The sequence below is a fragment of the Schleiferia thermophila genome, assembly GCF_003337435.1.
Classification (GTDB): Bacteria; Bacteroidota; Bacteroidia; order Flavobacteriales; family Schleiferiaceae; genus Schleiferia; species Schleiferia thermophila.
In genome coordinates, this window is the sequence record NZ_QPJS01000001.1 from 1 (window position 1) to 21,687 (window position 21,687).

At 43.3% G+C, this 21,687-nt stretch carries 15 protein-coding genes; 12 read left to right on the top strand and 3 right to left on the bottom strand.

Annotation, left to right across the window (positions count from 1 at the left end):
* Positions 1–590 precede the first annotated feature (590 nt).
* The 4 genes from DES35_RS00005 (at position 591) to DES35_RS00025 (ending at position 7,629) form a co-directional block, all read left to right on the top strand.
* The gene (locus tag DES35_RS00005; protein ID WP_114365485.1) at positions 591–3,083 is read left to right on the top strand and encodes a YCF48-related protein; all 2,493 of its coding nucleotides are present in this window, start codon (positions 591–593) and stop codon (positions 3,081–3,083) included.
* A gap of 32 nt (positions 3,084–3,115) precedes the next feature.
* Entirely contained in the window at positions 3,116–4,360 is a 1,245-nt protein-coding gene (locus DES35_RS00010; RefSeq protein ID WP_114365486.1) for an oligosaccharide flippase family protein, read from the top strand.
* 4 nt (positions 4,361–4,364) lie between these two features.
* A complete protein-coding gene (locus DES35_RS00015) occupies positions 4,365–5,327 on the top strand; it encodes a glycosyltransferase family 2 protein (RefSeq protein WP_170125662.1) in 963 nt (320 codons plus the stop codon).
* A 1,774-nt stretch (positions 5,328–7,101) separates the two neighbouring features.
* A complete protein-coding gene (locus DES35_RS00025; protein WP_037359665.1) occupies positions 7,102–7,629 on the top strand; it encodes a shikimate kinase in 528 nt (175 codons plus the stop codon).
* 146 nt (positions 7,630–7,775) lie between these two features.
* Here DES35_RS00025 and DES35_RS00030 read toward each other — a convergent pair whose 3' ends face one another.
* The 3 genes from DES35_RS00030 to DES35_RS00040 all read right to left on the bottom strand — a co-directional run bounded on the left by DES35_RS00030 (position 7,776) and on the right by DES35_RS00040 (position 12,921).
* Positions 7,776–8,327 (bottom strand): hypothetical protein, encoded by a 552-nt coding sequence (locus DES35_RS00030; RefSeq protein WP_037359662.1) that lies wholly within the window; start codon positions 8,325–8,327, stop codon positions 7,776–7,778.
* Between the two features lie 100 nt (positions 8,328–8,427).
* Positions 8,428–10,026: a T9SS type A sorting domain-containing protein gene (locus tag DES35_RS00035; protein WP_037359659.1), complete on the bottom strand. Its 1,599-nt coding sequence runs from the start codon at positions 10,024–10,026 to the stop codon at positions 8,428–8,430.
* 45 nt (positions 10,027–10,071) lie between these two features.
* Positions 10,072–12,921, bottom strand: a complete 2,850-nt coding sequence (locus tag DES35_RS00040; RefSeq protein WP_244906302.1) for a TonB-dependent receptor domain-containing protein — start codon at positions 12,919–12,921, stop codon at positions 10,072–10,074.
* A gap of 99 nt (positions 12,922–13,020) precedes the next feature.
* Here DES35_RS00040 and DES35_RS11460 point away from each other — a divergent pair, with 99 nt between their 5' ends.
* From DES35_RS11460 to mraY, 8 genes are all read left to right on the top strand, one after another.
* Positions 13,021–13,188 carry a hypothetical protein gene (locus DES35_RS11460; protein WP_160171989.1) on the top strand — a complete coding sequence of 56 codons (168 nt, stop codon included), beginning with the start codon at positions 13,021–13,023 and terminating at the stop codon, positions 13,186–13,188.
* Between the two features lie 176 nt (positions 13,189–13,364).
* Positions 13,365–14,717: an NADP-specific glutamate dehydrogenase gene (gene gdhA, locus DES35_RS00045; protein WP_037359657.1), complete on the top strand. Its 1,353-nt coding sequence runs from the start codon at positions 13,365–13,367 to the stop codon at positions 14,715–14,717.
* A 522-nt stretch (positions 14,718–15,239) separates the two neighbouring features.
* Positions 15,240–15,704, top strand: a complete 465-nt coding sequence (locus DES35_RS00050; RefSeq protein ID WP_037359653.1) for a division/cell wall cluster transcriptional repressor MraZ — start codon at positions 15,240–15,242, stop codon at positions 15,702–15,704.
* A gap of 4 nt (positions 15,705–15,708) precedes the next feature.
* The gene (gene rsmH, locus DES35_RS00055; RefSeq protein ID WP_114365998.1) at positions 15,709–16,626 is read left to right on the top strand and encodes a 16S rRNA (cytosine(1402)-N(4))-methyltransferase RsmH; all 918 of its coding nucleotides are present in this window, start codon (positions 15,709–15,711) and stop codon (positions 16,624–16,626) included.
* Positions 16,623–16,970, top strand: coding sequence for an FtsL-like putative cell division protein (locus tag DES35_RS00060; RefSeq protein ID WP_051889366.1), 348 nt, complete (start codon positions 16,623–16,625; stop codon positions 16,968–16,970). The genes rsmH and DES35_RS00060 overlap by 4 nt, the downstream gene beginning before the upstream one ends.
* Positions 16,967–18,982 carry a penicillin-binding transpeptidase domain-containing protein gene (locus tag DES35_RS00065; protein ID WP_114365488.1) on the top strand — a complete coding sequence of 672 codons (2,016 nt, stop codon included), beginning with the start codon at positions 16,967–16,969 and terminating at the stop codon, positions 18,980–18,982. The genes DES35_RS00060 and DES35_RS00065 overlap by 4 nt, the downstream gene beginning before the upstream one ends.
* Complete coding sequence (locus tag DES35_RS00070) at positions 18,979–20,439, top strand: UDP-N-acetylmuramoyl-L-alanyl-D-glutamate--2,6-diaminopimelate ligase (RefSeq protein WP_114365489.1); 1,461 nt, start codon at positions 18,979–18,981, stop codon at positions 20,437–20,439. Before DES35_RS00065 ends, DES35_RS00070 begins: the two co-directional genes overlap by 4 nt.
* 4 nt (positions 20,440–20,443) lie before the next feature.
* Positions 20,444–21,682: a phospho-N-acetylmuramoyl-pentapeptide-transferase gene (mraY, locus tag DES35_RS00075; protein WP_037359647.1), complete on the top strand. Its 1,239-nt coding sequence runs from the start codon at positions 20,444–20,446 to the stop codon at positions 21,680–21,682.
* Positions 21,683–21,687 lie beyond the last annotated feature (5 nt).

Here is a 21,687-nt window from a genome sequence, read left to right on the forward strand (position 1 = left end):
GACCAGCTCATCAATGGTTAATCCGAAATACCTTGAGATTTTGTTCACGGCATCCAAAGACAAATTTCACTCACCTGTCTCTACCCTAGAATAATTGGAGAGCGACATAGGGCCCGTTTGGGAAATTGCCGATACGTAAATTGTTTCTTTCTGTAGGTGGTTTTTAATTGGACCACATGGCTTAAGGCTTTTATACTTTTACAGACAATCTTTATCTGTAGCACAATCGCTAATAAAAATCAATTACCGATATCGTAACTGTTCCACTTAGATGTGAATACAGAGTCTGCAGTTGCAAGAATCAGCCGGCATTACAATCTGCTTTTTGTGAGCCCTGGGGCGCAATGGAGGGTTCATCTTGGTCATATAGAGTATGTGACTGCATATAGAGTATGTGACTGATAGAGTAGAGGTGCCGTACTGATATTTCCACAACTTAAATATTTGTAAATAATAGATATACAATGAGAAATAGCATCATTAAACCTTTTAATTCCGACATTTTTTATTTCTTTTAGAATTTTATAAAAACTTAACTTTGTTACTGACTGAATTACCAAAATATTTGTTTAGAATTAATCTAAATAAAAATGAAACAAGCTTTATCGTTTATTTTACTGATTTACAGCTTACATTCTTTGTCCCAGGTATCCAATGAGACAACACCCACCACACAAGGCTTGTGGGGTGCTGCAGAAAGCGGAATTGGCCAACTTTTTATGGTGGGCAACAATGGAACCATCATCCGTCGGAATGCCGGTTGTGTAGCACAGTGGAGCAGCATAACGGCACCGACAACTTCTGGCCTTCGTGCCATTACCTTTACAGGGGATAGCATCGGAATTATTGTAGGTGTAAGCGGCACTTTGCTGCGAAGTACAAATCACGGCAACTCTTGGTCAACTGTTTTTTCTGGCACAACTGCGGGTCTTCTCGATGTTATAGCTGATGATTCGATTGTGATAGCTGTCGGCGGAGGGGCTGCCAGCGGAAATGTAGTGATCAGATCCGGTGATTACGGACAAACGTGGACTACGGTTGTCAGTACTCTGCCGGCTTCACCTTTCAGCATCGCCAAGGTAACCGATAATACCTTTGTTTTGTGTGGTGTGCAAGGTACTGTGTTTCGCTCTACCGATAAGGGTCTTACCTGGACTGCTGTAACTGGGCCTTTTGCGGGCACTCTTTCCTCAGTTGATTTTTTCGATCATGCAAATGGAATGATATGTGGTCAGAATGGGGCTGTATATAAGACAAAAGACGGTGGACTGACCTGGTCGCAGGTCAACTACAATTCCAGTGCGTTTTTTAACGGAGGGCTTGTATTAAAACCCTGGCGATATCTGTTGGTCGGCAACTCAGGAGTGGCACTTCAGGCAGATTCCTCCGGTACATCGCATTCAGTAGGTCTTAGTACAACTCAGGCTATGCGGGTTATTATCAGATATAGAGACCGTATATACATCGCTGGTAATCAGGGTTTGGTATTCACTGTCCCATTCGACGGCGACTTTCCTACCATATTCCAGGAAAATTTTTGTAGTTTTACCGATAGCATTCAGCCCCCTTCCGGTTGGTCAAATCAGTCACCTTTACCCAACAGATTGTGGAGATTTGACAATCCATTTCCCACCACGTCTGCTGCAGCCTCTTTGTTCGTTCCCCCGTTTGCAGTTTATCAACCGGGATTCTATGGACCCGGACAAGACAGTGCTATATTGACCACCCCTCCATTCAATACCACTGGAGCATTGTTCCCATTGGTCCAATGGAATGAATTTGTACAGCCACCCCTCTCTGGTACCATGACCATGCGGATTCAGGCTTTCAATGGAAGTCAGTGGAGTACTATTTATGAATCCAACGGATTTTTTGATGGTGCCGCACCTACAGCCTTGGCAGCCTCACCTCGGTTAAAAAACACTGCACGTAGAGCAGCAGTTTTACCATTGCCAAACATGACCGGCGTACAGTTGCGATTTATCATATCATCTTCGAATTCCACCGGCGGCTTTTGGCTGATTGATGATATTCGTGTGACCAATTCCTCTTACGATGTACAGCTTGATTCGGTCATTCATCACACTGGTTGCAGCCCGGTGAATAGCGATTTACCACAAGCTGTCGTGTTTAACAATTCGCAAATTGACCATTTTCCGATTTTAACAACCCTGTGGACAAACAGCGGAACGATACAACGCACTATTTCAGAAGTAGCTCCACCATTCAGCGACTATGCAGTAAATCTCGTACCATCTCCAATTCCTGTTTCCAATGGCGATAGTTTATATGCTCAAATAAATGCATGGGATCAGTCAGCCACCAACCATGCTGCATCGTTTATTTACAGCTTTATGCAGGCTGTTCCAGGCACAAATGGCGCTCGATATACCCTATGCGGCCCTGATACCATCACAGTAAGTCTATCAGCCCCAGCGGGCATTTCGATACAATGGACACTCGGAGGCATACTTTTATCCAATCAATCATCAATACAGATTGCTCAACCCGGCACCTATTACGTCACTTTTCAGGAGGGAAATTGCTCAGAGACGGATTCGGTAGTGGTACATCAAGTGGCTCAGCCAGCGAATCCATTACTATCCATTTCCGATACCATAAATCCACCCACAATGGTAACCATCCCAATAGGAAATGCAGATTCCATGCATGTAGTAGTATATCACTCTACCCTAGGGCAGTTTGTTAATGTAATCACTACTTCCGATTATTCCTTTACTCCCGGAGCTACCGGCAACATGACTGTTCAGGTTACGCTTTTTGAGGAAACTTGTGATTTTACTTATACAAAGTCCATCGCTGTAGTGTCAGGTCTTGGCCAATTTGAATCAGACCATCCACTTTACTCACTCTTTCCAAACCCAGCATCTGATTGGGTTTCAATACAAAGCGCTTCTTCAATTGCTCGGATGAATGTGTACAATTTACTCGGTCACCTTATTTGTTCTGTGGAATATCCAGGGAGCGATATTGCCATCGGACATCTTATGGCTGGTCCTTACATTGTTGAAATCATTGACCACTACGGGCACATAAAAAGATTCAAACTCATCAAAAAATAAATTCAGGTTGCCGGCATGGTATCTTTGGCCCCATGCCGGCATACCTGTTTAGAAATTTTTCCTACATCACACTTTCGCAGGCCGCTAACTATTTGATTCCGCTTTTCACTATTCCTTACATCAGCCGTACGGTTGGTGTGGATAAGTTTGGAATTCTCGAATATTCGTACACGCTTACTTTATACTTTATTCAAATAGTCGAGTACAGCTTCGACATCACTGCTACCCGCCGTATGGCGGTGATTGCTCACAGGCCAGTTTTGGTTTCGAGGCTTTATAGCACGGTTTTCTGGAGCAAAATTTTTCTTTGGGTAATGGGTGCATTGGTATTTGCTGCGATGATGGTTTTAAAGAGGCAGTTACATCCATACATGCCGGCCTTATTGGGTTATTTTGCTATGACGATTTCTTTTGTATTTACACAAAACTGGTTTTTCCAGGGATTGCAAAAGCTGGGAGCAGTGGCTCTGGCCAATGTAGCCATTAAGTTAATATTTGCACTATTGCTTTTTTCACTGGTAAAAAATGAAAGTGATTATTATCTGGTGGCAGTGAGCACTTCCTTAGGATATCTGATTGTATCAGCTTTCGTCTTTAGGTATAGTTTCAGGTTAATGCCTGAGCTTCGGTTGCGCTTCCCCGGAATCCGTTTGGTATTGAAAAATCTGACCAGTGGTTTTTATGTATTTGCAGGTGGCATGGCCAACAAAGTGTATGCTTTAGGTGGAATGTATTGGGCTGGTCTTTTGTTAAGTGGTGCTACACTTGGTTTTTATGGGGCTGCTCACAAATTGTATCTGGTAGCTCAGAGCATGATGTTTTACCCTCTGCACATGACATTGCTTCCTCATCTTGCTCAGAAGGCCTCTGAGGGAATAACCATGTATAAAAAAGTGCTCTTCAAATACATTAAATGGCTTGTTGTCCCCTTTACAGGTGCAGGAGTGTTGCTTTTTCTGGTTTCTGAACTTGTGGTTAAGTTATTGTTTGGGTTGGAATATCGTGAATCTATTGAACTATTCAGATGGTTTATTCCGTCGCTGGTAGCAGGTCTGTTCATTCATATGTTTGTTTATCAGGCATTTATTCATCTCAAAAAAGATGATGCACACCTTAAGATTCTGCTGGTAATGATGGTCATTTCAGTAGTTGGAAATTATTTTGCCATTAGAAATTTTGGCGCGTATGGGGGGGCAGTTTTTCGGTCGGTAATGGATGCAGGATATGTGCTATTGGCCTGGAGATGGGTACATTTGATTTTACGAGATAAAGAGTAAGAAGTTGAAACCTGAGGTATCAGTTTTATTAAGTGCTTATAATGCAGAAAGATATATCAAAAAGTCTATTGAAAGTGTTTTGGCACAATCGTACAAAAATTTTGAATTTTTGATAGTAGATGACGGCTCAAAGGACCGTACTTGGGAGATTATATCAAGGTTTCGCGACAAACGAATCAGAAGTTTCAAAATAGATAATTCAGGAGTAGCACGCGCCAAAAATTTTCTACTAAAAAATGCCAAAGGTGATTGGATTGCCATCATCGATGCGGATGATATCTGGCATCCGCTTAAACTGGAAATTCAGCTTCGATATCTCAGAATGCATCCGGAGTGCAAAATGTTGGGCACTTTTGCTCAGGTCATTGATGACCAGGGTAATAAACTGCATGTAGAGCCTAAAGTGACGGATTGGCTTACAATTCAGAAAGTTATTTCGCAAAGAAATGTATTTACACACAGTTCCTTAGTGTATGATGCCTCCATAGCTGAGCGAATAGGCGGATATCCTGTTTCGATGCAAAAGGACTATGCTGAGGATTATCAGATGATAAAAAACTTTATCAAATATGGAAATGCTGAAAATTTACCCGTTGTGCTGGTTGAATACAGGATAGCACTTCAATCCATCACTTCATCCCGGAGATTCAATTTCATCACGACATCTCAGAAAATCAGAATGGCCAATCATTATTACATTTTGGCACGAATACATGCCTTTTATCTCAATAACAAAAAAGAAGCTCTTAAAAATATCCTGAAAAGTATACAATATGAACCTGGACTGCCGATGTATTATATTTTTATTGCAATGCTTATGATCCCCGGTATACAACTATTGATTCAAAAGAAGATTATGAAAAGAGAGCATTTTGAATATCTCCAACAGCTTGAAAGCCCTGAAGAATTTCTCCAAAGATTAAAAGTAGAAGAAACACAACATCAGCATCCGGAAAGTTTAACCTGAAATTTTCAGCCTAAGCCTTTTTGAAAATAACACCTCTTTCCAACTTGTAAGGAGCGATTGACAAGGGATTAAATTTACCCTTATTGATGAAGGTTACACATCTGATCCCTACACCTCTAGTATTCATACAACATTTGTCTGGCAAAGCAACCTTGACTTAAGTAGTGAAAATTACCCTTTACTATTGAGACAAAATTTCTATTGAGATACTCTGGTTAGATGCGGTTATACGATAGTGACTGCTTGAGGACTAGGACAGTGTCATCTTTATGGGATGCAAGCATCAGGCACTACTGGCTTTTCAATGTAACGAACTCAAACATGGACCAAAGGTCTTCAGTACATCAATAGTTTGATTTAAGGTGATCTATGTGATGTACTAAGAAGTTGGGGCGGTGGTTACTCATTGATTATAAGAAAGGAAGTGTTAACTAAGGGGTCTACTGGGACCCGTATCATACAAATCAACTACAGTGATCGTGCCTTCCTGCAGTTATATTTGGCGGGTTTGCTTTAGCTGTGTCGGATAGCGAATTATTGTTATTGGCTTCATTCAATGGATAATTGCACCTACGACAGCGTAGGTCTTTAGGCTCATTGGCGTACCCGCAATAGGGGCATCTTACAGGTTTGTTGGCCATAGGTATTTGCATTAATCAATTTTAGGATCTGGGGAGGGCTCTGTCGACGATGACATAGGGTGATTGCACCTTTTGCAGCGCTTATTCCTGGGATCGTTTGCATATCCACAAATTCCGCATCTTATTGTTTTGTCAGGTGACTCGAGTGTCATGTCTGATGTTTTAGTATTTGTCTCAAAAGTAAATACATTTTCATTTATATTAAGATTTTTTTGTGAATAAGGCTTTTTTTTATAAGAAGTAGTCTTTTTTCTCAGGCTTGCTGGTAGTTAAGGTCGATTTTCCTTAAATCGGTATCTTTCGGATGGTGCTGCCAAGCATATGATATCTGATAGAGTCCAGGAAGAAGTATTAAATAATGAATGAAATTTATTATATTCTTACTGTTTACATGCATTTTTAATGCTCACTTGGGTAAGTCGTAGATCGGATGGTGAGTCAGATGGTTAACTGGATGGAGCAATACTTTTTGTATAAATATGTGTGAAGATTCCCTACTTGCATGAATGGTCTTAAAAAATGCTTGCGGTGTATGTATAAAATTGGTTTAAAAAATTTTCCTGCAAATTTCAGTTTCCTATCTGAAATTGTCGGTCCAGCAGATTGGACTCACAATGTAGGTCAAGGTAATTTGATTGTTTTTATGGATCAAAGAGGTTTTCATCGCTAGTACAAGTGCAACTTCAACAGAGATTTAGGATACCGTTTTCAGCAACCTCTTAATCCAATGAATATTATGATAGCTTATGGTTGATTGGTACATATCTTAAATTTTTTGTCTTGATTTTTTTAAGGCCGGAATACCGGCGCCTTGCATATGAACCGATCATGTCATTGGATGAATGAGATCTGCTCGGTATTGCAACTTCAATGCTAATCAGTTGTTTTGAGTTGCTCCTGGTAAGTTCTCGAAATTATACCATTATGACCATTGTCGATGTCAGTGTTTTCTACGATTTGTTGTTCAAATATTTTCATGCGGATTGCAACATTGGTCAAAATTTTTAAAGTGGGATATTCAGGCCATTCAAGCATACCGAGTATTTGTATGGAATGACAATGCAAGCTTAAAAAATGTCTGTCCGTTTTGATAAAGCGTTGATATTTCTGAAATTTGCACAAAAATTTTGATAATGCACACCAAAATTGTTTTGCTTGGATACATGGGATCTGGTAAAACAACCATAGGTCACCGACTTGCCAATGAATTGAAATTGCCCTTTTGGGATTTGGATGAGGTGATTGGCCAGATGTTCGGAATGAGTGTGCAGTACATGATAACCAGAAAAGGGGAACTCTATTTTAGAGAATGTGAACAAAAGGCTCTGAAAGTAGTGATTTCAAATCAGGCCTACATTTTGGCCACCGGCGGAGGCACTCCGTGTTATTACAACAATCTGGAGGTAATCAAAAATTCATCCACCAGCATATATCTTCAGTGTAATCCCGGCACTCTTGCAGAACGTTTGGTGCCAGAAAAGCAAAACAGGCCATTGATTGCCGATATCGAGGATGACTTTATGACAGAGTTTATAGCAAAGCATCTGTTTGAAAGAAATCCTTATTATCAGCAGGCTCATTATACGATAGACGCCAACAACTCTCCTGATATAGTGCTTGAGGATGTCTTAAGCGCTCTCGATGTAAAAAAGGTGGAATAATAATTTTAATAAATCCGGCATTTCTCATCATCCTATAGAAAGTCTGAGCCTTGTCAACAAAAAGTTTGCTTTTCAAAATCTTGCTAATGCACGTATGACAAGTGCATGAGTTGTAAATTTAAAAGTTTTGAAAAAACCCTAATTCGCTAATCTTTTAATTCTGCCAGTAATCTGTCGATTAAATCTTCCATCGCTGCGCGTTCAGCTTCGTTCCATTGCTTCATAAGTCTGGCTTGCCGACGCAAGTGGTTGTACATAGATCTTTTGCGTATCTCCAAGGCAATATGAGTTTCGTATTGATTGTTTGGCAGTTTGAACGTACGTTCACCTATCACCCTAATGTCGGCCAGCATGGTATTGGTCACTTCTCTGTTGAGCTCTTCGTATTTTGACATAAAATCGCTGGCATTCAAAGTGCTATTTTCCTTTACATAGCGGTCAGCCACCGTGCGCATGGTAGTATTAACAGATGACGCAAGGCGTTGCTTGGCCGTTATCATGGCTTTGCTCTTTGAAGTGTTTAAATCCATACTGGTGCCACTCCCAGTACCTCGAAAATATCGGCTGTTAGTCTGATATCGTGATGAAGAAAAAGGCCCCGTAACTTCTTTGCCTGGTTTTTTAAAACCTGAGCAAGAGGTGATCAGCAGCAACGAAAGCAATATTCCAAAAGAGCTATAAGCAGACAGTGGTTTCATTAGGTTAAGGGTTTAATTAGGATTAAGTCAATAACTGAGCCAAAGTACGACTAAAAAAAAACCGCCCGCAAGGGGCGGCTTTGCGTATGTTGTTTGGGTACTATCGCAAAATAGCTTTTTTTACAAACCATTCGTTTTCCATTAAAATTCTGACCATGTATACACCTCTGGGTAAGTGTTCGGTGTGTACTGTGTGAAAGGACTCGTTGGGTGTAGAGTTGAGTACCACACGACCTGTTATGTCTACCAGCTCGAGTTTTTCTATCGGTTTGTGTGTGCTGAGGCTGAAGTGGGTAGTTGCTGGATTGGGATACATAATAATTTTTGCATCCAATTGATTTTCTGATACGCTTACTGGGATTTGGTATCCTTTGGTAGTTAGCATTTTTGCTATTCTGGGGGCAATAAAGCCCATTACCGTATCGATGTATGCGATGCTTTGGGCTTTAATGTTTGGATTTGTTTCGTTTTGTGACAATGGGTCATTTGGATCCCACCAATCCCATGGATTGGAATTCACGCGGAAAGGCATGGCGGGATTGGGAGGTGGAATGTCAAAAGGCAAAATATGGTGGATTTGTCCCGGGTTGATGGTGGCATTGGCTCTGGCTTTTACGCTGATGGGATCGTTCCAGTTGGTGGTAAGTACGTTGTTGTTGCCGATGGAATTTGAAAGTCGTACAGCGGTGTGACTACCTGCTACTTCTACTACCGGATAAAATTGTCCGGCAATAGGTACATTTACCATACCTTGAATGTATGGGGCAAAGAAATCCTGAACTACGTGTACGGATACGATAGGGGGGTCACCGGCCTCTAGCCATGTGGAATCTCCCAATGCGCCTCCTAAATTTACAGTCATCGCCACATCCGAGGGCACGCCTACGTAATTTTCGAAGTTTCTGCCTCTTTGCGACATGTCTATTTGTGGAAGTCCCAGAGGAGTCTGCTGACCTGTGAGAGTGACTTTTCCTCCGAATCCATTCCAGTCGCCTACCACGGAAGTATCAACATACATATCGCCTGCTTGAACGGGGTATCCAAAAAGACCGGTAGAGCTTGAGTTGTCGTATTTAAACTTATCTAACTGAAGTTCAGAATATTTATTAAGCGTTGCGTACGCTAAGGTTATGTACCCTCCGGATCCCTGTCCTATCAGCGTTATGGCATTTGTATTGATTTTTAAGGGATTGCCTTGAGATGCTGTAACTCTTAGATACCTTACCATTGTTTTGGCATCTTGTATGGCATTGTAAACCGCAAGCAAGTTGGTACCTCGTCTTAAGTCCAGGTCGGTACTGTTGGCAAGCCATCCGACTCGATAGGAAGCGGAGACCGCCACGAACCCCATTCTGGCAAATCTCTTGCAAATTTCTACAGCAGCACTATCTGTTTTTTCTCCCATTGGGCTAGCAAGACCTTTGGGCAAAAAACTTCCGGTATGGAAATAGACAATTACAGGCCTGTTGGATACATTGTCGACATTGGTATCGGGCATGTAAATATCGCACCTCAAGGGCAGGAGTTGGGGACCTCCGATGGAAGCGGGCGCATAGGCAAAGAAGTTGATGCCGTAGTTTACATCGGCCATCTTTACTATTTGCGCATCAGTAAAAACAGGCTCAAGATATCGTACCTGTGCCTGTAGTGCATATGCCGTCGCCACAATGGCGGTTAGCAGTTGTAGTGGTTTTCTCATAGAGACTTTATTTAAAGTTAAACAATTACGAATGTACATTAAATTTTAAAAATCTACAACTCCTGATACATATGCCAATCTTCCTACTCTGGGACCACCATACACCATAAAGACCTTATTGTTCAGCAAGTTAGTACCTCCTAATTTGAAATTTGTATTCCATCGTTTTATGTAATAATTGACCTGGGCATCCAGCATGTCATAGGTGTCGACACTTCCTGTAAACTGAGGTGAACCTTCGAATAAAAACCCCTGAATCCAACGATAATTTACACTGAAACCAAATAGGTTGTCAGAGGTGCTTTTGAACTTTAGGTCCCGTCCGTTGATGCCGATATTGAACTTGTTTTCCGGTGTATTAAAGGCCGGGATGATGGGATCGTCGGTGGCGGTATTCAGGACATTCCAGGTGTAATTTCCGGTGAGGGTATAATTATCCAAAAAGTAATAGTTGGCACCTATCGAAAAACCTTGTGTGGTAACTCTGTCGCGTGCATTGGTAGAGACGCGATAAACCGTCACTTTTGTAACCCTGTCAAAGGATGTCTGTCCGCCCTCTTCTATGTCCAGACCTATGTTGAATCCTATAAAATCACGATACCAGGAGTAGTAGTAATTCATATCGAGAAAAAGGCGCTTGAAAAGCGTAGTCCGATATCCGATTTCTGCTGTCTGTACTCTTTCCGGGCGAATGGGGTCAATATTGTAGTAGTCAAATACGTGATCGAGTCTGCCTTGTGAGTTTTTTGCCAGATATTCACTCAAATTTTCCGGCGATACCAGGCTGTCTACCCCGTTGAGATTGCCCAGCAAGATAGCTCTTCCGACATTGTAATACAGGTATTGGTCCTGGAGAGTAGGATTTCTGATAGCAGAGGAGAGGCTTATTCTTAAGGTGTTGAGCTTGTCAAGCTGATAAATCCATGATAGGGCCGGGCTTACCAGATAGGGGAAGTTTTGATTTTTGTCCAGCCGGACGGTCAGATTGAATTTGTGCTTGTCATTGAGAAGTTTCTTTTCTATGCCTCCATAGATTCCAAATTCAAAATTTGTAATACGGGCATATCCGAGAGCTAGGCTGTCATAGACCAATCTCCCGTTGGGGAGGGTATCTACTACAAATCGGTCATAGCGCATGGAATCACTGAATATGTTGCCTCTTGAGTTGGGGACGTAAAGCCTCATATTTCCGCCTGAAGTCCAGTGAAATCCTTTCCAGTCCCACTCATATTGACCATGTATGTGGTAGAGAGCTGATCTGTCAAAAAATTTTGTTCCTCCTTCTGAAAAGGTTCTTGAAGTAAAATAGGTAAAGAGCGAGTCGAAAAGCGCTGTTCCGGGGATCAAAGGACCTCCATAGCGTTCTTCTACTCTTCGGCGATTTCGGTTGTGCATATATCGCAGGGTGTCTCGGTTGATCAAGAGATATTCCTGATATTGTTGCATCCAAAGCTCCCTTTCTGTAAACCAGTTGGCCGTGGGGTATCCCGGAAGGTTTTCAGCGGTTGATTTTTCAAAACTGTTCCAAAACGAACGATATGTATTTTGCCAGGCAAGGTCTTCTGCGAGGGCATTTTGCATTCTTAGAGCGGTAAAGTACGCATCATACGAATTGCCGGCGTCTTCGTTGGTTGCGTATGCGCGTAAGAAAAATTTGTTTTTTTTCCTGAATTCGATGCGGTTTTGGAAGAATTTGATATCTTTAAGTGAATATCTGTTGTCTCCCTGGTATACAGTGGTTCCGTATCCAAAATTGGAAGCCAGGATCACTTCGCGGTCGTTGCTGAATTTGTGATGTAAAGAGAAAGCCAGTTTCAAATTTCGGGTGTTGTAGTCCACCAAATGAATTTCTTCAATCCCTGTACGGTGAAATCTGTAGAGTCCAGGATATGTTCTGGGTAGCTGACCGTCGTCAAACATTATTTCGTCTCCATATCGGTTTACCCCATCATACCATCCAGGGTTGTCTTTGCCCACTTTGGATTCTTCTGTGGGTTCATAATTGTCGGCTACCCAGTCAAAAGCTTGCAGATAAAACAAATTGAACTTTATGGCCACCTTGTCATTTCCTTTTGAATCCCTGAACACCTGTGCATGCCTGAGCGCCAATTCGTGTAGTGCTCTTTCTCCTATTTTGTAGGAGGCTGTAGTTCCCGGAAAGAGAAAGGGGTCTTTTGTGGTCATGGAGATGACCCCATTAAATGCATTTGGACCATAAAAAGCCGATGAGGCACCGGCTATGATGTCCACGTTCATTACATCCAGATCAGGGGCACCGAGAAAATTTCCAAGGGAAAAGTTAAGACCCGGTGCCTGATTGTCCACGCCATCGATGATTTGGAGGGACCGGACTGGTGATGTACTGTTGAATCCCCGGGTGTTGATTATCTTAAATCCAAGTGAAGCAGCGGTCAGGTCTACACCCTTTAACGAAGCAAGGCCATCATAAAAGGATGCAGCAGGAGTTTCTTTTATGGCGAGCATATCCATGGCTTCTACCGTCAAGGCGCTTTCTTTTTGTTTGTCAGAAAGTCGTTGTTCGACTACACTTACCTCTCCGAGCATCACTTTGTCTTCTTCGAGGTCGAAGGTGTATTTTCCGCCTTTTCTTATTTCAACTTTCCTGGTCCGGTAGCCCACAAAACTAATTTCAAGGGTGATGGGCATAGAGCCTTTATGTTCTAAAACGAAGAAACCACTCATATCTGTGGAGGTGCCTTTTTTTGTTTCTCTGATGACCACATTGGCTCCTGGTATAGGTTCTCGGTCTTTGGCATCTCGCACTACACCTGTTATCACTTCTTGTGCATGCATAATATTTAGCGATACTGCATTGATCAATAGCATTGACAAGAATGTAATGGAGCTGAAATGCAGCATTTTAAATATTTTCAACCTTCATCTAATTTTAGATGCAATCATAATGAATTTTTAAAACATATAAAATTTTTAAATTTGTCCTTTGTACAGTCCTGAAGTTTTATTGTACTTCGTATGGTTTACGAAACTCTGTTGATGTTGGCGGTATTGACCCTGCCGCTACTTGCCGGTGTGTTTCTAGTGTGGTTTATGGCCACTGGCAAAGGAAATCCGGCCCCTACACAGGATGAAATTGAGGAGTTTAAGCGAAATAGAGAGGGACACAAGGCAAGTCAGCAGTAAAGTAATTGCTATAAAAAGTATCGTCCTGTGAATTCGTCTTTTCTCAGTGCATTTGCAAAAGCTTAAAAGTCCTGAAAGTGTAGATTTTACACAAAGTTTCAGCGAAAAAAATTATGATTTTGTATTCTGAGGATGACAATACATTTGCGCCAATTTTCAAAAAACGATAGTCAGATATGTCATCTAATCTTCATGGACAAATAGAGTCCTTTATGGCGCAGGTCAGGGCCAGGAATCCACACGAACCCGAGTTTCTTCAGGCAGTACAAGAGGTAGCCGAAACGGTTATACCTTTTATAGAGGACAATCCCAAATACAAAAGACACAAAATTCTGGAACGAATAGTAGAACCTGAGCGCGTTATTATGTTTCGCGTTCCCTGGATCGATGATCAAGGTGAGGTGCAGGTAAACAGAGGCTACCGTGTACAGTTTAACTCGGCCATTGGCCCTTACAAAGGAGGAATCAGATTTCACCCTACGGTCAATCTTTCTGTATTGAAATTTTTGGGGTTTGAGCAGATTTTTAAAAATGCACTGACTACCTTACCGATGGGTGGTGGAAAAGGTGGTAGCGATTTCGATCCTAAAGGAAAAAGCGATAACGAAGTCATGCGCTTCTGCCAGTCCTTTATGACGGAGTTGGCTCGCCATATTTCGGCAGATACCGATGTACCAGCCGGCGATATTGGTGTAGGCGCCAGAGAGATTGGTTACATGTTTGGCCAGTACAAAAGGATTAAAAATGAATTTACCGGTGTGCTCACCGGTAAGGGCATCAAATGGGGGGGATCGCTCATCCGTCCGGAAGCGACAGGATATGGCACGGTGTATTTTGCCCAAGAAATGTTGGCTACAAGAGGCCATTCCTTCGAAGGAAAAATTGTGGCCGTGTCAGGCTCTGGCAATGTGGCTCAATATGCTATTCAAAAGGCCATGCAGTTGGGTGCTAAGGTGGTAACGGCATCTGACTCTTCAGGCTTTGTTTATGATGCTGAAGGTTTTACACCAGAAAAGCTGGCCATCTTGATGGAAGTGAAAAATGTACAACGCGGAAGAATTAAAGAATATGCCGATAAAGTGGGGGCTCATTTTTACGAAGGAAAAAACCCCTGGGGGGTAAAATGCCATATTGCATTGCCCTGTGCTACACAAAATGAACTAAACGGAGAGGATGCAAAAACCCTCCTTTCCAATGGCGTAATATGTGTAGCCGAAGGAGCCAATATGCCATCGACACCTGAGGCGATAGAAGCTTTTCTAGAAGCCAAAATACTCTTTTCTCCGGGCAAGGCATCCAATGCCGGGGGAGTGGCTACCAGTGGACTGGAAATGTCTCAAAATTCCCTAAGGCTATCCTGGAGCAGAGAAGAGGTGGACCAGCGGCTGCATAGCATTATGGTCAATATTCACAAATCTTGCGTAGAATTTGGAAAAGAATCCAATGGATTTATCAACTATGTAAAAGGAGCCAACATTGCTGGCTTTGTTAAGGTGGCAGATGCAATGATTGAACAGGGAGTTGTTTGATTTTTTCTCACCAGAATTGTTTCCCCGGCCTGTCGCCGGGTTTTTTTTTTATCAAAAATTCGCAGATGTAATCTTAAGACTCATGGAGAACCGGCAGGTTTGATTTCTGATGTATGACATCGAACTTAAATGTCAAGCCTGTTTCCTTAGATGCATCTTTTCAAATAAAATCAGGTATTCTGCCACAAACCCATAGTGCTTGTGATGAGAGCGGGTGGCACGTTGGTGCATAATCGATTCGGAGCAGAAATGTTTTATACCATGGCTTTTTTCAGGGGCTCAAGTTTTTGCCGGGAAATGAGGCTGAATAAAGCCAAACTAAAGATGTAGAGCGAATTCCTGGCTGCTTTTTCTTATATTCTTTCCACTTTTTACCACTAGACAAAGTATTGTATAAGCAGCTATTTAAATTACTAAACAAAGCTCTCTTTCAAAAATTTTTTCAACAATTTGAAAATAAGTGGAAAAATGTGGGAAAAGTGTTTTTACCTTTGAGCATCAGAAAAATAAAAGCGAAAATCCTTGAATTTGATAGGGGTACATGAACTAAAGGCTGATGAAAAAGCGCGCATTCTGTTGCCATCCGCGCTTAAGAAGCAGCTCTTGCCCTATCTGGAGGATGGATTTATATTGAAGCGAAGTGTGTTTCAGAAGTGCCTTGAGCTGTATCCGATGAAGGAATGGGATAAAATCATGGCAAAGCTCAACAAGCTGAATCGGTTTGTAAAGAAAAACAATGACTTCATCCGGATGTACACTGCCGGTGTGCGAATCGTGGAGATCGATGCAAACGGCAGATTGCTGATACCAAAAGACCTTGTAAACTACGCCGGAATTCAGGGTGAGATTGTGCTCAATGCCATGGGGGCCTGGATTGAAATCTGGGACAGGGAGGCATATGAATCGACTATAAACGATCCCAGAGTGGACTTTGCATCGCTGGCTGAAGAGGTGATGGGAAGTCTGGGAGATGACCTTCAAAATTAACCGCATGAAACCTCAACTCTATCATACACCGGTGATGTTGAGGGCTTCGCTGGAGCTACTGTCCGTGAAGCCAGACGGCGTTTATGTAGACTGCACATTCGGTGGAGGAGGACACAGTAGGGGTATTCTCTCCAGGTTGGGCGATGAAGGTCGGCTTATTGCCTTCGATCAGGATCCTGATGCGGTAGTCAATGAAATAGAAGACCCGCGCTTTACACTCATACAGGCTAATTTCAGGTATATGGGCAAATATCTCCGCCTGGAAGGGATCAGGCAAGTAGATGGCGTACTGGCCGATCTGGGGGTATCGTCACATCAGTTTGATACAGCTGAGAGGGGATTTTCACTGCGGTATTCAGGGCCGCTGGACATGCGGATGAACCCCGGTATTCCCAGATCAGCAGCCGACCTCATCAATGACTGGCCCGAAGATCAGCTGGCAATTCTCTTTTATCAATATGGGGAGCTTCCTCACAGTCGCCGGATAGCTAAAGCAATCGTCAGAGCTCGGCAGCAAACCCCAATCACGACCACCGAACAGCTCAACCAAATCTGTGCTCCCTTCTGTAAAAAGGGATTTGAGCATCATTCCCTGGCCCGGATTTATCAGGCACTCAGGATAGAGGTCAATCAGGAAATAGCGGCCCTTAAAGAGATGCTGCTACAAACCACTGCCCTGGTAGTGCCCGGTGGCAGGCTGGTAGTGATATCCTATCATTCCATCGAGGACCGATTGGTAAAAGTCTTTATGCGCTCTGGAAATTTTGAAAATCGCACGGAAAAAGATTTTTACGGCAACGACCTCTCGCCCTGGAAGCCGCTGACGCGCAAACCACTGGAACCGGAAGAAGAGGAAATTAAAGCCAACCCCAGGTCGAGAAGTGCCAAACTGAGAGCAGCAACCAGAACCCATTGTTCATGAGCAAAAGCGGAACAAAAATAGCCGAGGTGTTGAAAGGCAGTTTTCTGGCCGATTCCAAATGGAACAGACACAGGTTTTTTGTGCTTTGGCTCGCCCTTTTGGCTCTGATCAGCATTTACAGTGGGCACTTGGTTGAAAAAAGAGTTCAGCAGCTGGCTCAACTGCAGGCTGAGGCAAAAGACCTGAGTGCAGAGTTTACCGAAGTCCGAAGCCGGTTGATGAGATTGAGCACTCCAAGTAAAGTACGACAACGCGCTGAAGCGCTCGGACTTAAAGAGAGTAAAGAACCACCTGCCAGAATACTCATAGACAAAAAAGGCAACCTGTTAAAAGAAAACAAGTGAGAGACCTGCAGAAAAAAATACAAAAGCGCATCTATCTGCTTGCAATAATGCTTGTTTTGCCATTTATTGCCATCGTTTACAAGCTGGTGATCCTTCAATGGGTAGAGGGACCCGAGCTTAAAGCCAAGGTTGAAGAGCAAATTATAAAATACCATACAATTCCTCCTATACGCGGCAATATTTACAGTGCTGACCGCAAACTGCTGGCTACATCTGTCCCTACATTTGATGTATACTTCGATCCGATAGCAGTAAGTCGGGATATCTGGAGCAATGAGCTTGATGCACTTGCTGCAAAACTAGCCCAATTTTCAAAGACCAAAGGTGAATGGACTCGAATACTGTCCGCGGGAAGGCAATCTGGAAATCGATACATAAAATTGCTTGAAAATCTCACTTTTTCTGAGCTCCAGCAGATTAAGCAATTTCCGATTTTCAGACATGGCAAGTTCAAAGGCGGATTGATTGTGGAGCAGAAAGCGCACCGCCGGATGCCAATGGGCACCATCGCTGAGCGTACCATTGGCTACAGCAGCGCCAATAGAGGACAGACCGGACTCGAAGGTGCCTGTGATATATGGCTCAAGGGAAAAGAAGGTAAGCGATGGATGCAACGCATGGCCAAAGGTCATTGGAAACCCATCAACAATGGATGGGATGAAGACCCCGTAAATGGCTATGACGTCGTAAGTACATTGGATTCAAGGATTCAGGATATCCTACACCACGAATTGCTCCAGACATTAATAAATTTTGAAGCAGACCATGGTACGGCCGTAGTGATGGAGGTAAAGACCGGTAAGATAAAAGCAATGGTCAACCTGGGGCGCACCGAAGGAGGCTACTATGCAGAACGACTCAACTATGCTATATGGGAGAGCAGTGAGCCTGGAAGCACTTTTAAGCTGCTGACCGCTATGATTCTGCTCGAAGACAAAAAGGCCGATACCAATACTCTCATCGACATTGGCAATGGTTCATGGGTCTTCTACGACCGGATAGTTACAGAATCAAATTTCAGCGAAAAAGGCTCATTGGAGTCCTCAGGCCAAATCACATTGGCCAAAGCATTTGAACAGTCGTCCAATGTTGCCTTTGCGCGTCTGGTATTTGAGCATTACAAAGATCAGCCATCAGCTTTTGTGGATAAGCTCTACAAAATGGGCCTCCACAAATCGGTAAATTTCGAAATAAAAGGCGAAACTGCCCCCATGATTCCACACCCTGAAGATAAGACTCAGTGGAGCGGTATTACCCTGCCCTGGATGGCTTTTGGCTATCAGACCAGTTTTACGCCTTTACAACTTCTCACTGTTTACAATGCCATTGCCAATGACGGAGTGATGGTACGACCGTACATAGTAGAAGAGATACGAAACAGCAAAAGAGTCATTAAACGATTTGGCACGACTGTTCTTAATTCGTCAGTCTGCAGCCGGCAGACACTGGAGAAACTCAAGGTGCTGCTCGCCAATGTAGTGAGGCAAGGAACAGCAAAACATTTATACAACCCAGCTGTACCTCTGGCCGGTAAAACCGGAACTGCAAAGCTTGACTACTGGAAAGAGAAAAACAGTCGTAAATACAGAGCATCTTTTGCCGGATACTTTCCAGCTGATCAACCACAATACAGCATTATTGTAGTGGTCGATAGGCCCAATCCGGATAAGGCTTATTACGGCAGCAAGGTGGCAGCACCTGTGGCAGCCCGGTCGGCATCGGCCATTATGGGGCTCACTCCGGCTTCAATGCCGGTGGACTCGAGACCGGCTGAGCGAATCCTGGCGCTTTCAAAATCAAAAAAGGACCCTCATGAACTCGAAGATCATGTCCGGAAGCAAGTCATGCCAAATCTGGTAGGTCTGACAATGGCTCAGGCCGTCGCCCTTATGGAAAACAAAGGTTTTAAGGTCAGCTCTACCGGTTCAGGGCCTGTGAACTGGCAATATCCGCCACAAGGTTCCCAGTTGTCAAGATCAGTTTTAATCGAATTAAAAAGTTTTAATCCGTGAAGATTATCAAAGACTTGCTCTACAAAGTGAATCTCAAAGGAGTAAAAGGCAATGTTCATCATACCATAGCCGACATCGCCTCAGATTCGAGACTGGTAAGTCCTGGAAGCATGTTTGTGGCCATCAGAGGAAGCCAATCCGACGGACATTTGTTTATCGAACAAGCCATTCAGGCCGGAGCGACTGCCATTGTTTGCGAAAGTGATTACGGGTATACTGAAAAATATCCGAATACTTCCTTCTTTTTTGTCGAAAACAGCGCACGCGCTCTGGGGCTTATAGCCTCCAATTTCTACGACAATCCATCAGAAAGCATCAAAATAGTTGCTGTGACGGGCACAAATGGTAAAACCACCGTTACCACTCAGCTCTATGAGGTTTTCAAAAAGATGGGGTATAAATGCGGATTGATTTCTACGGTAAAGGTGATGATCGGTCACGATGAACAACCGGCCACCCATACCACTCCGGATGCTCTTTCTCTGCAAAAACATTTAGCCGAGATGCACAAACAGGGCATTGAATACTGCTTTATGGAGGCCAGTAGTCACGGCATTCATCAGGAACGTCTGGTTGGTACTCACCTTACCGGGGCAGTTTTTACCAACATCACACACGACCACCTGGATTATCATAAAACTTTTGCCAACTATTTAGCTGCCAAGCAAAAGCTTTTTAATGAGCTTCCTTCCAAAGCCTTTGCCCTCTACAATGCCGACGACAGAAATGGAGCCATCATGGTACAAAATACCCGCGCCCGCAGGTATTCTTATGCCATAAAGCAAATGGCTGACTTCCACTGCAAAGTAATTGAAAACAACATTGGGGGACTGACCATCCGCATTGGTGGAGCTGATGTATATACCACTCTCACAGGAGTATTTAACGCCTATAATCTATTGGCGGTATATGCGACAGCTGTTCTGCTCGGTGCCGACGATAGCCTTGCACTGATGGCTATCAGTTCGCTAAGCCCGGTAGCCGGTAGATTTGAAACCATTACCGGTCCAAACGGTATAGTGGCCATTGTAGATTATGCACATACTCCCGACGCATTGCTCAATGTGCTTCAAACCCTCCGGGAATCCATAAAAACAAGCCAGCAGATTATCACAGTGATGGGATGTGGTGGCGACCGCGACAAAGCCAAGAGACCTCTGATGGGCAAAGTCGCAGCTGACTGGAGTGACAAAGTCATCATTACATCCGACAATCCCCGGTCTGAAAATCCTCAGGCCATCATCGATGAAATCGAACAAGGCATCGATTACCATCTCCGCAAAAAATGCCACAAGATCGCCGACCGTAAGGAGGCTATTCGGCTTGCGCTGAGCATGGCTAATCCGGGTGATGTGGTGCTTGTAGCCGGAAAGGGTCATGAAAAATTTCAGGAAATCAAAGGGGTAAAACACCCCTTTGACGACAAGGAAGTCATTCTACAATACTTCAACGAATAAGGCGATGCTTTACTATCTCTTTGACTATCTCAATGATGTGTACGACCTGCCAGGAGCAGGGGTGTTTCAATACATTACGTTCAGAGCCTCGATGTCTGTGATTGGAGCACTGTTTATAACAATGATTTTTGGAAAACGCATCATATTGATTCTTAGGCGAAAACAAGTTGGAGAAACCGTTAGAAACCTCGGTTTGGCAGGTGAGAATCTAAAGGCCGGTACTCCAACCATGGGTGGATTGATTATTCTTGGTGGGATAATGATTCCTGTGCTGCTATTTGCCCGGCTCGACAATGTGTATGTCATTTTGCTGTTGGTTTCTACCGTGTGGATGGGTATTATAGGATTTATAGACGATTACATCAAAGTATTCAAAAAGGACAAAAAGGGTCTCAGGGGAAAATTTAAAGTGCTCGGTCAGGTCGTCCTTGGCCTCATCGTTGGAACTACCCTCTACTTTCACCCGGAGGTGACTATCAAAGAGAAAACAGTCAATTCCAAAATTGAAACCCTCACCGCTCAAATCGACCAGGGTAAAAAGCCGGTTTTTGGTGATGCGAAAAAAAGCATTAAAACAACCATTCCCTTTCTTAAGAATAATGAACTGGATTATTCCAAAATAATCGAATGGACCGGTCTGAATGGAGAGACCTGGGGGTGGGTGGTATTTATCCCCATTGTCATATTTATCATCACGGCAGTATCCAACGGGGCCAATCTTACCGACGGTCTGGATGGGCTCGCTACAGGTACATCTGCCATCAGCGCTGTAGCTCTGGGCATCTTCGCCTATGTGTCAGGTTCGATCATCTTCGCTGATTATCTCAACATTATGTATATTCCCAATTCCGGTGAGATGGTAGTCTTTGTGGCTGCTTTGATAGGAGCGTGTATAGGCTTTTTGTGGTACAATACCTATCCGGCGCAGGTTTTTATGGGTGATACCGGGAGTCTGGCATTGGGAGGAATTCTTGCTACACTGGCCATAGCGGTGCGCAAGGAGCTCCTGATTCCAATCGTTTGCGGAATCTTTTTGGTCGAAAATCTCTCTGTGGTCTTGCAGGTCAGTTATTTCAAATACACCCGAAGAAAGTTTGGGGAAGGACGTCGGATTTTTTTGATGGCACCTCTGCATCACCATTTCCAGAAAAAGGGATATCACGAAGCTAAAATCGTAACAAGATTCTGGATAGTAGGAATCATGCTCGCAGTCATTGCCTTTGTAACACTGAAAATCAGATGAAAGCA

Bases quoted from the DNA above. Each gene is read 5' to 3' on its own strand.
- DES35_RS00005 (WP_114365485.1), top strand. From the start codon at position 591: ATGAAACAAGCTTTATCGTTTATTTTACTGATTTACAGCTTACATTCT.
- DES35_RS00010 (WP_114365486.1), top strand. From the start codon at position 3,116: ATGCCGGCATACCTGTTTAGAAATTTTTCCTACATCACACTTTCGCAG.
- DES35_RS00025 (WP_037359665.1), top strand. From the start codon at position 7,102: ATGCACACCAAAATTGTTTTGCTTGGATACATGGGATCTGGTAAAACA.
- DES35_RS00030 (WP_037359662.1), bottom strand. From the start codon at position 8,327: ATGAAACCACTGTCTGCTTATAGCTCTTTTGGAATATTGCTTTCGTTG.
- DES35_RS00035 (WP_037359659.1), bottom strand. From the start codon at position 10,026: ATGAGAAAACCACTACAACTGCTAACCGCCATTGTGGCGACGGCATAT.
- DES35_RS11460 (WP_160171989.1), top strand. From the start codon at position 13,021: ATGGTTTACGAAACTCTGTTGATGTTGGCGGTATTGACCCTGCCGCTA.
- gdhA (WP_037359657.1), top strand. From the start codon at position 13,365: ATGTCATCTAATCTTCATGGACAAATAGAGTCCTTTATGGCGCAGGTC.
- rsmH (WP_114365998.1), top strand. From the start codon at position 15,709: ATGAAACCTCAACTCTATCATACACCGGTGATGTTGAGGGCTTCGCTG.
- DES35_RS00060 (WP_051889366.1), top strand. From the start codon at position 16,623: ATGAGCAAAAGCGGAACAAAAATAGCCGAGGTGTTGAAAGGCAGTTTT.
- mraY (WP_037359647.1), top strand. From the start codon at position 20,444: ATGCTTTACTATCTCTTTGACTATCTCAATGATGTGTACGACCTGCCA.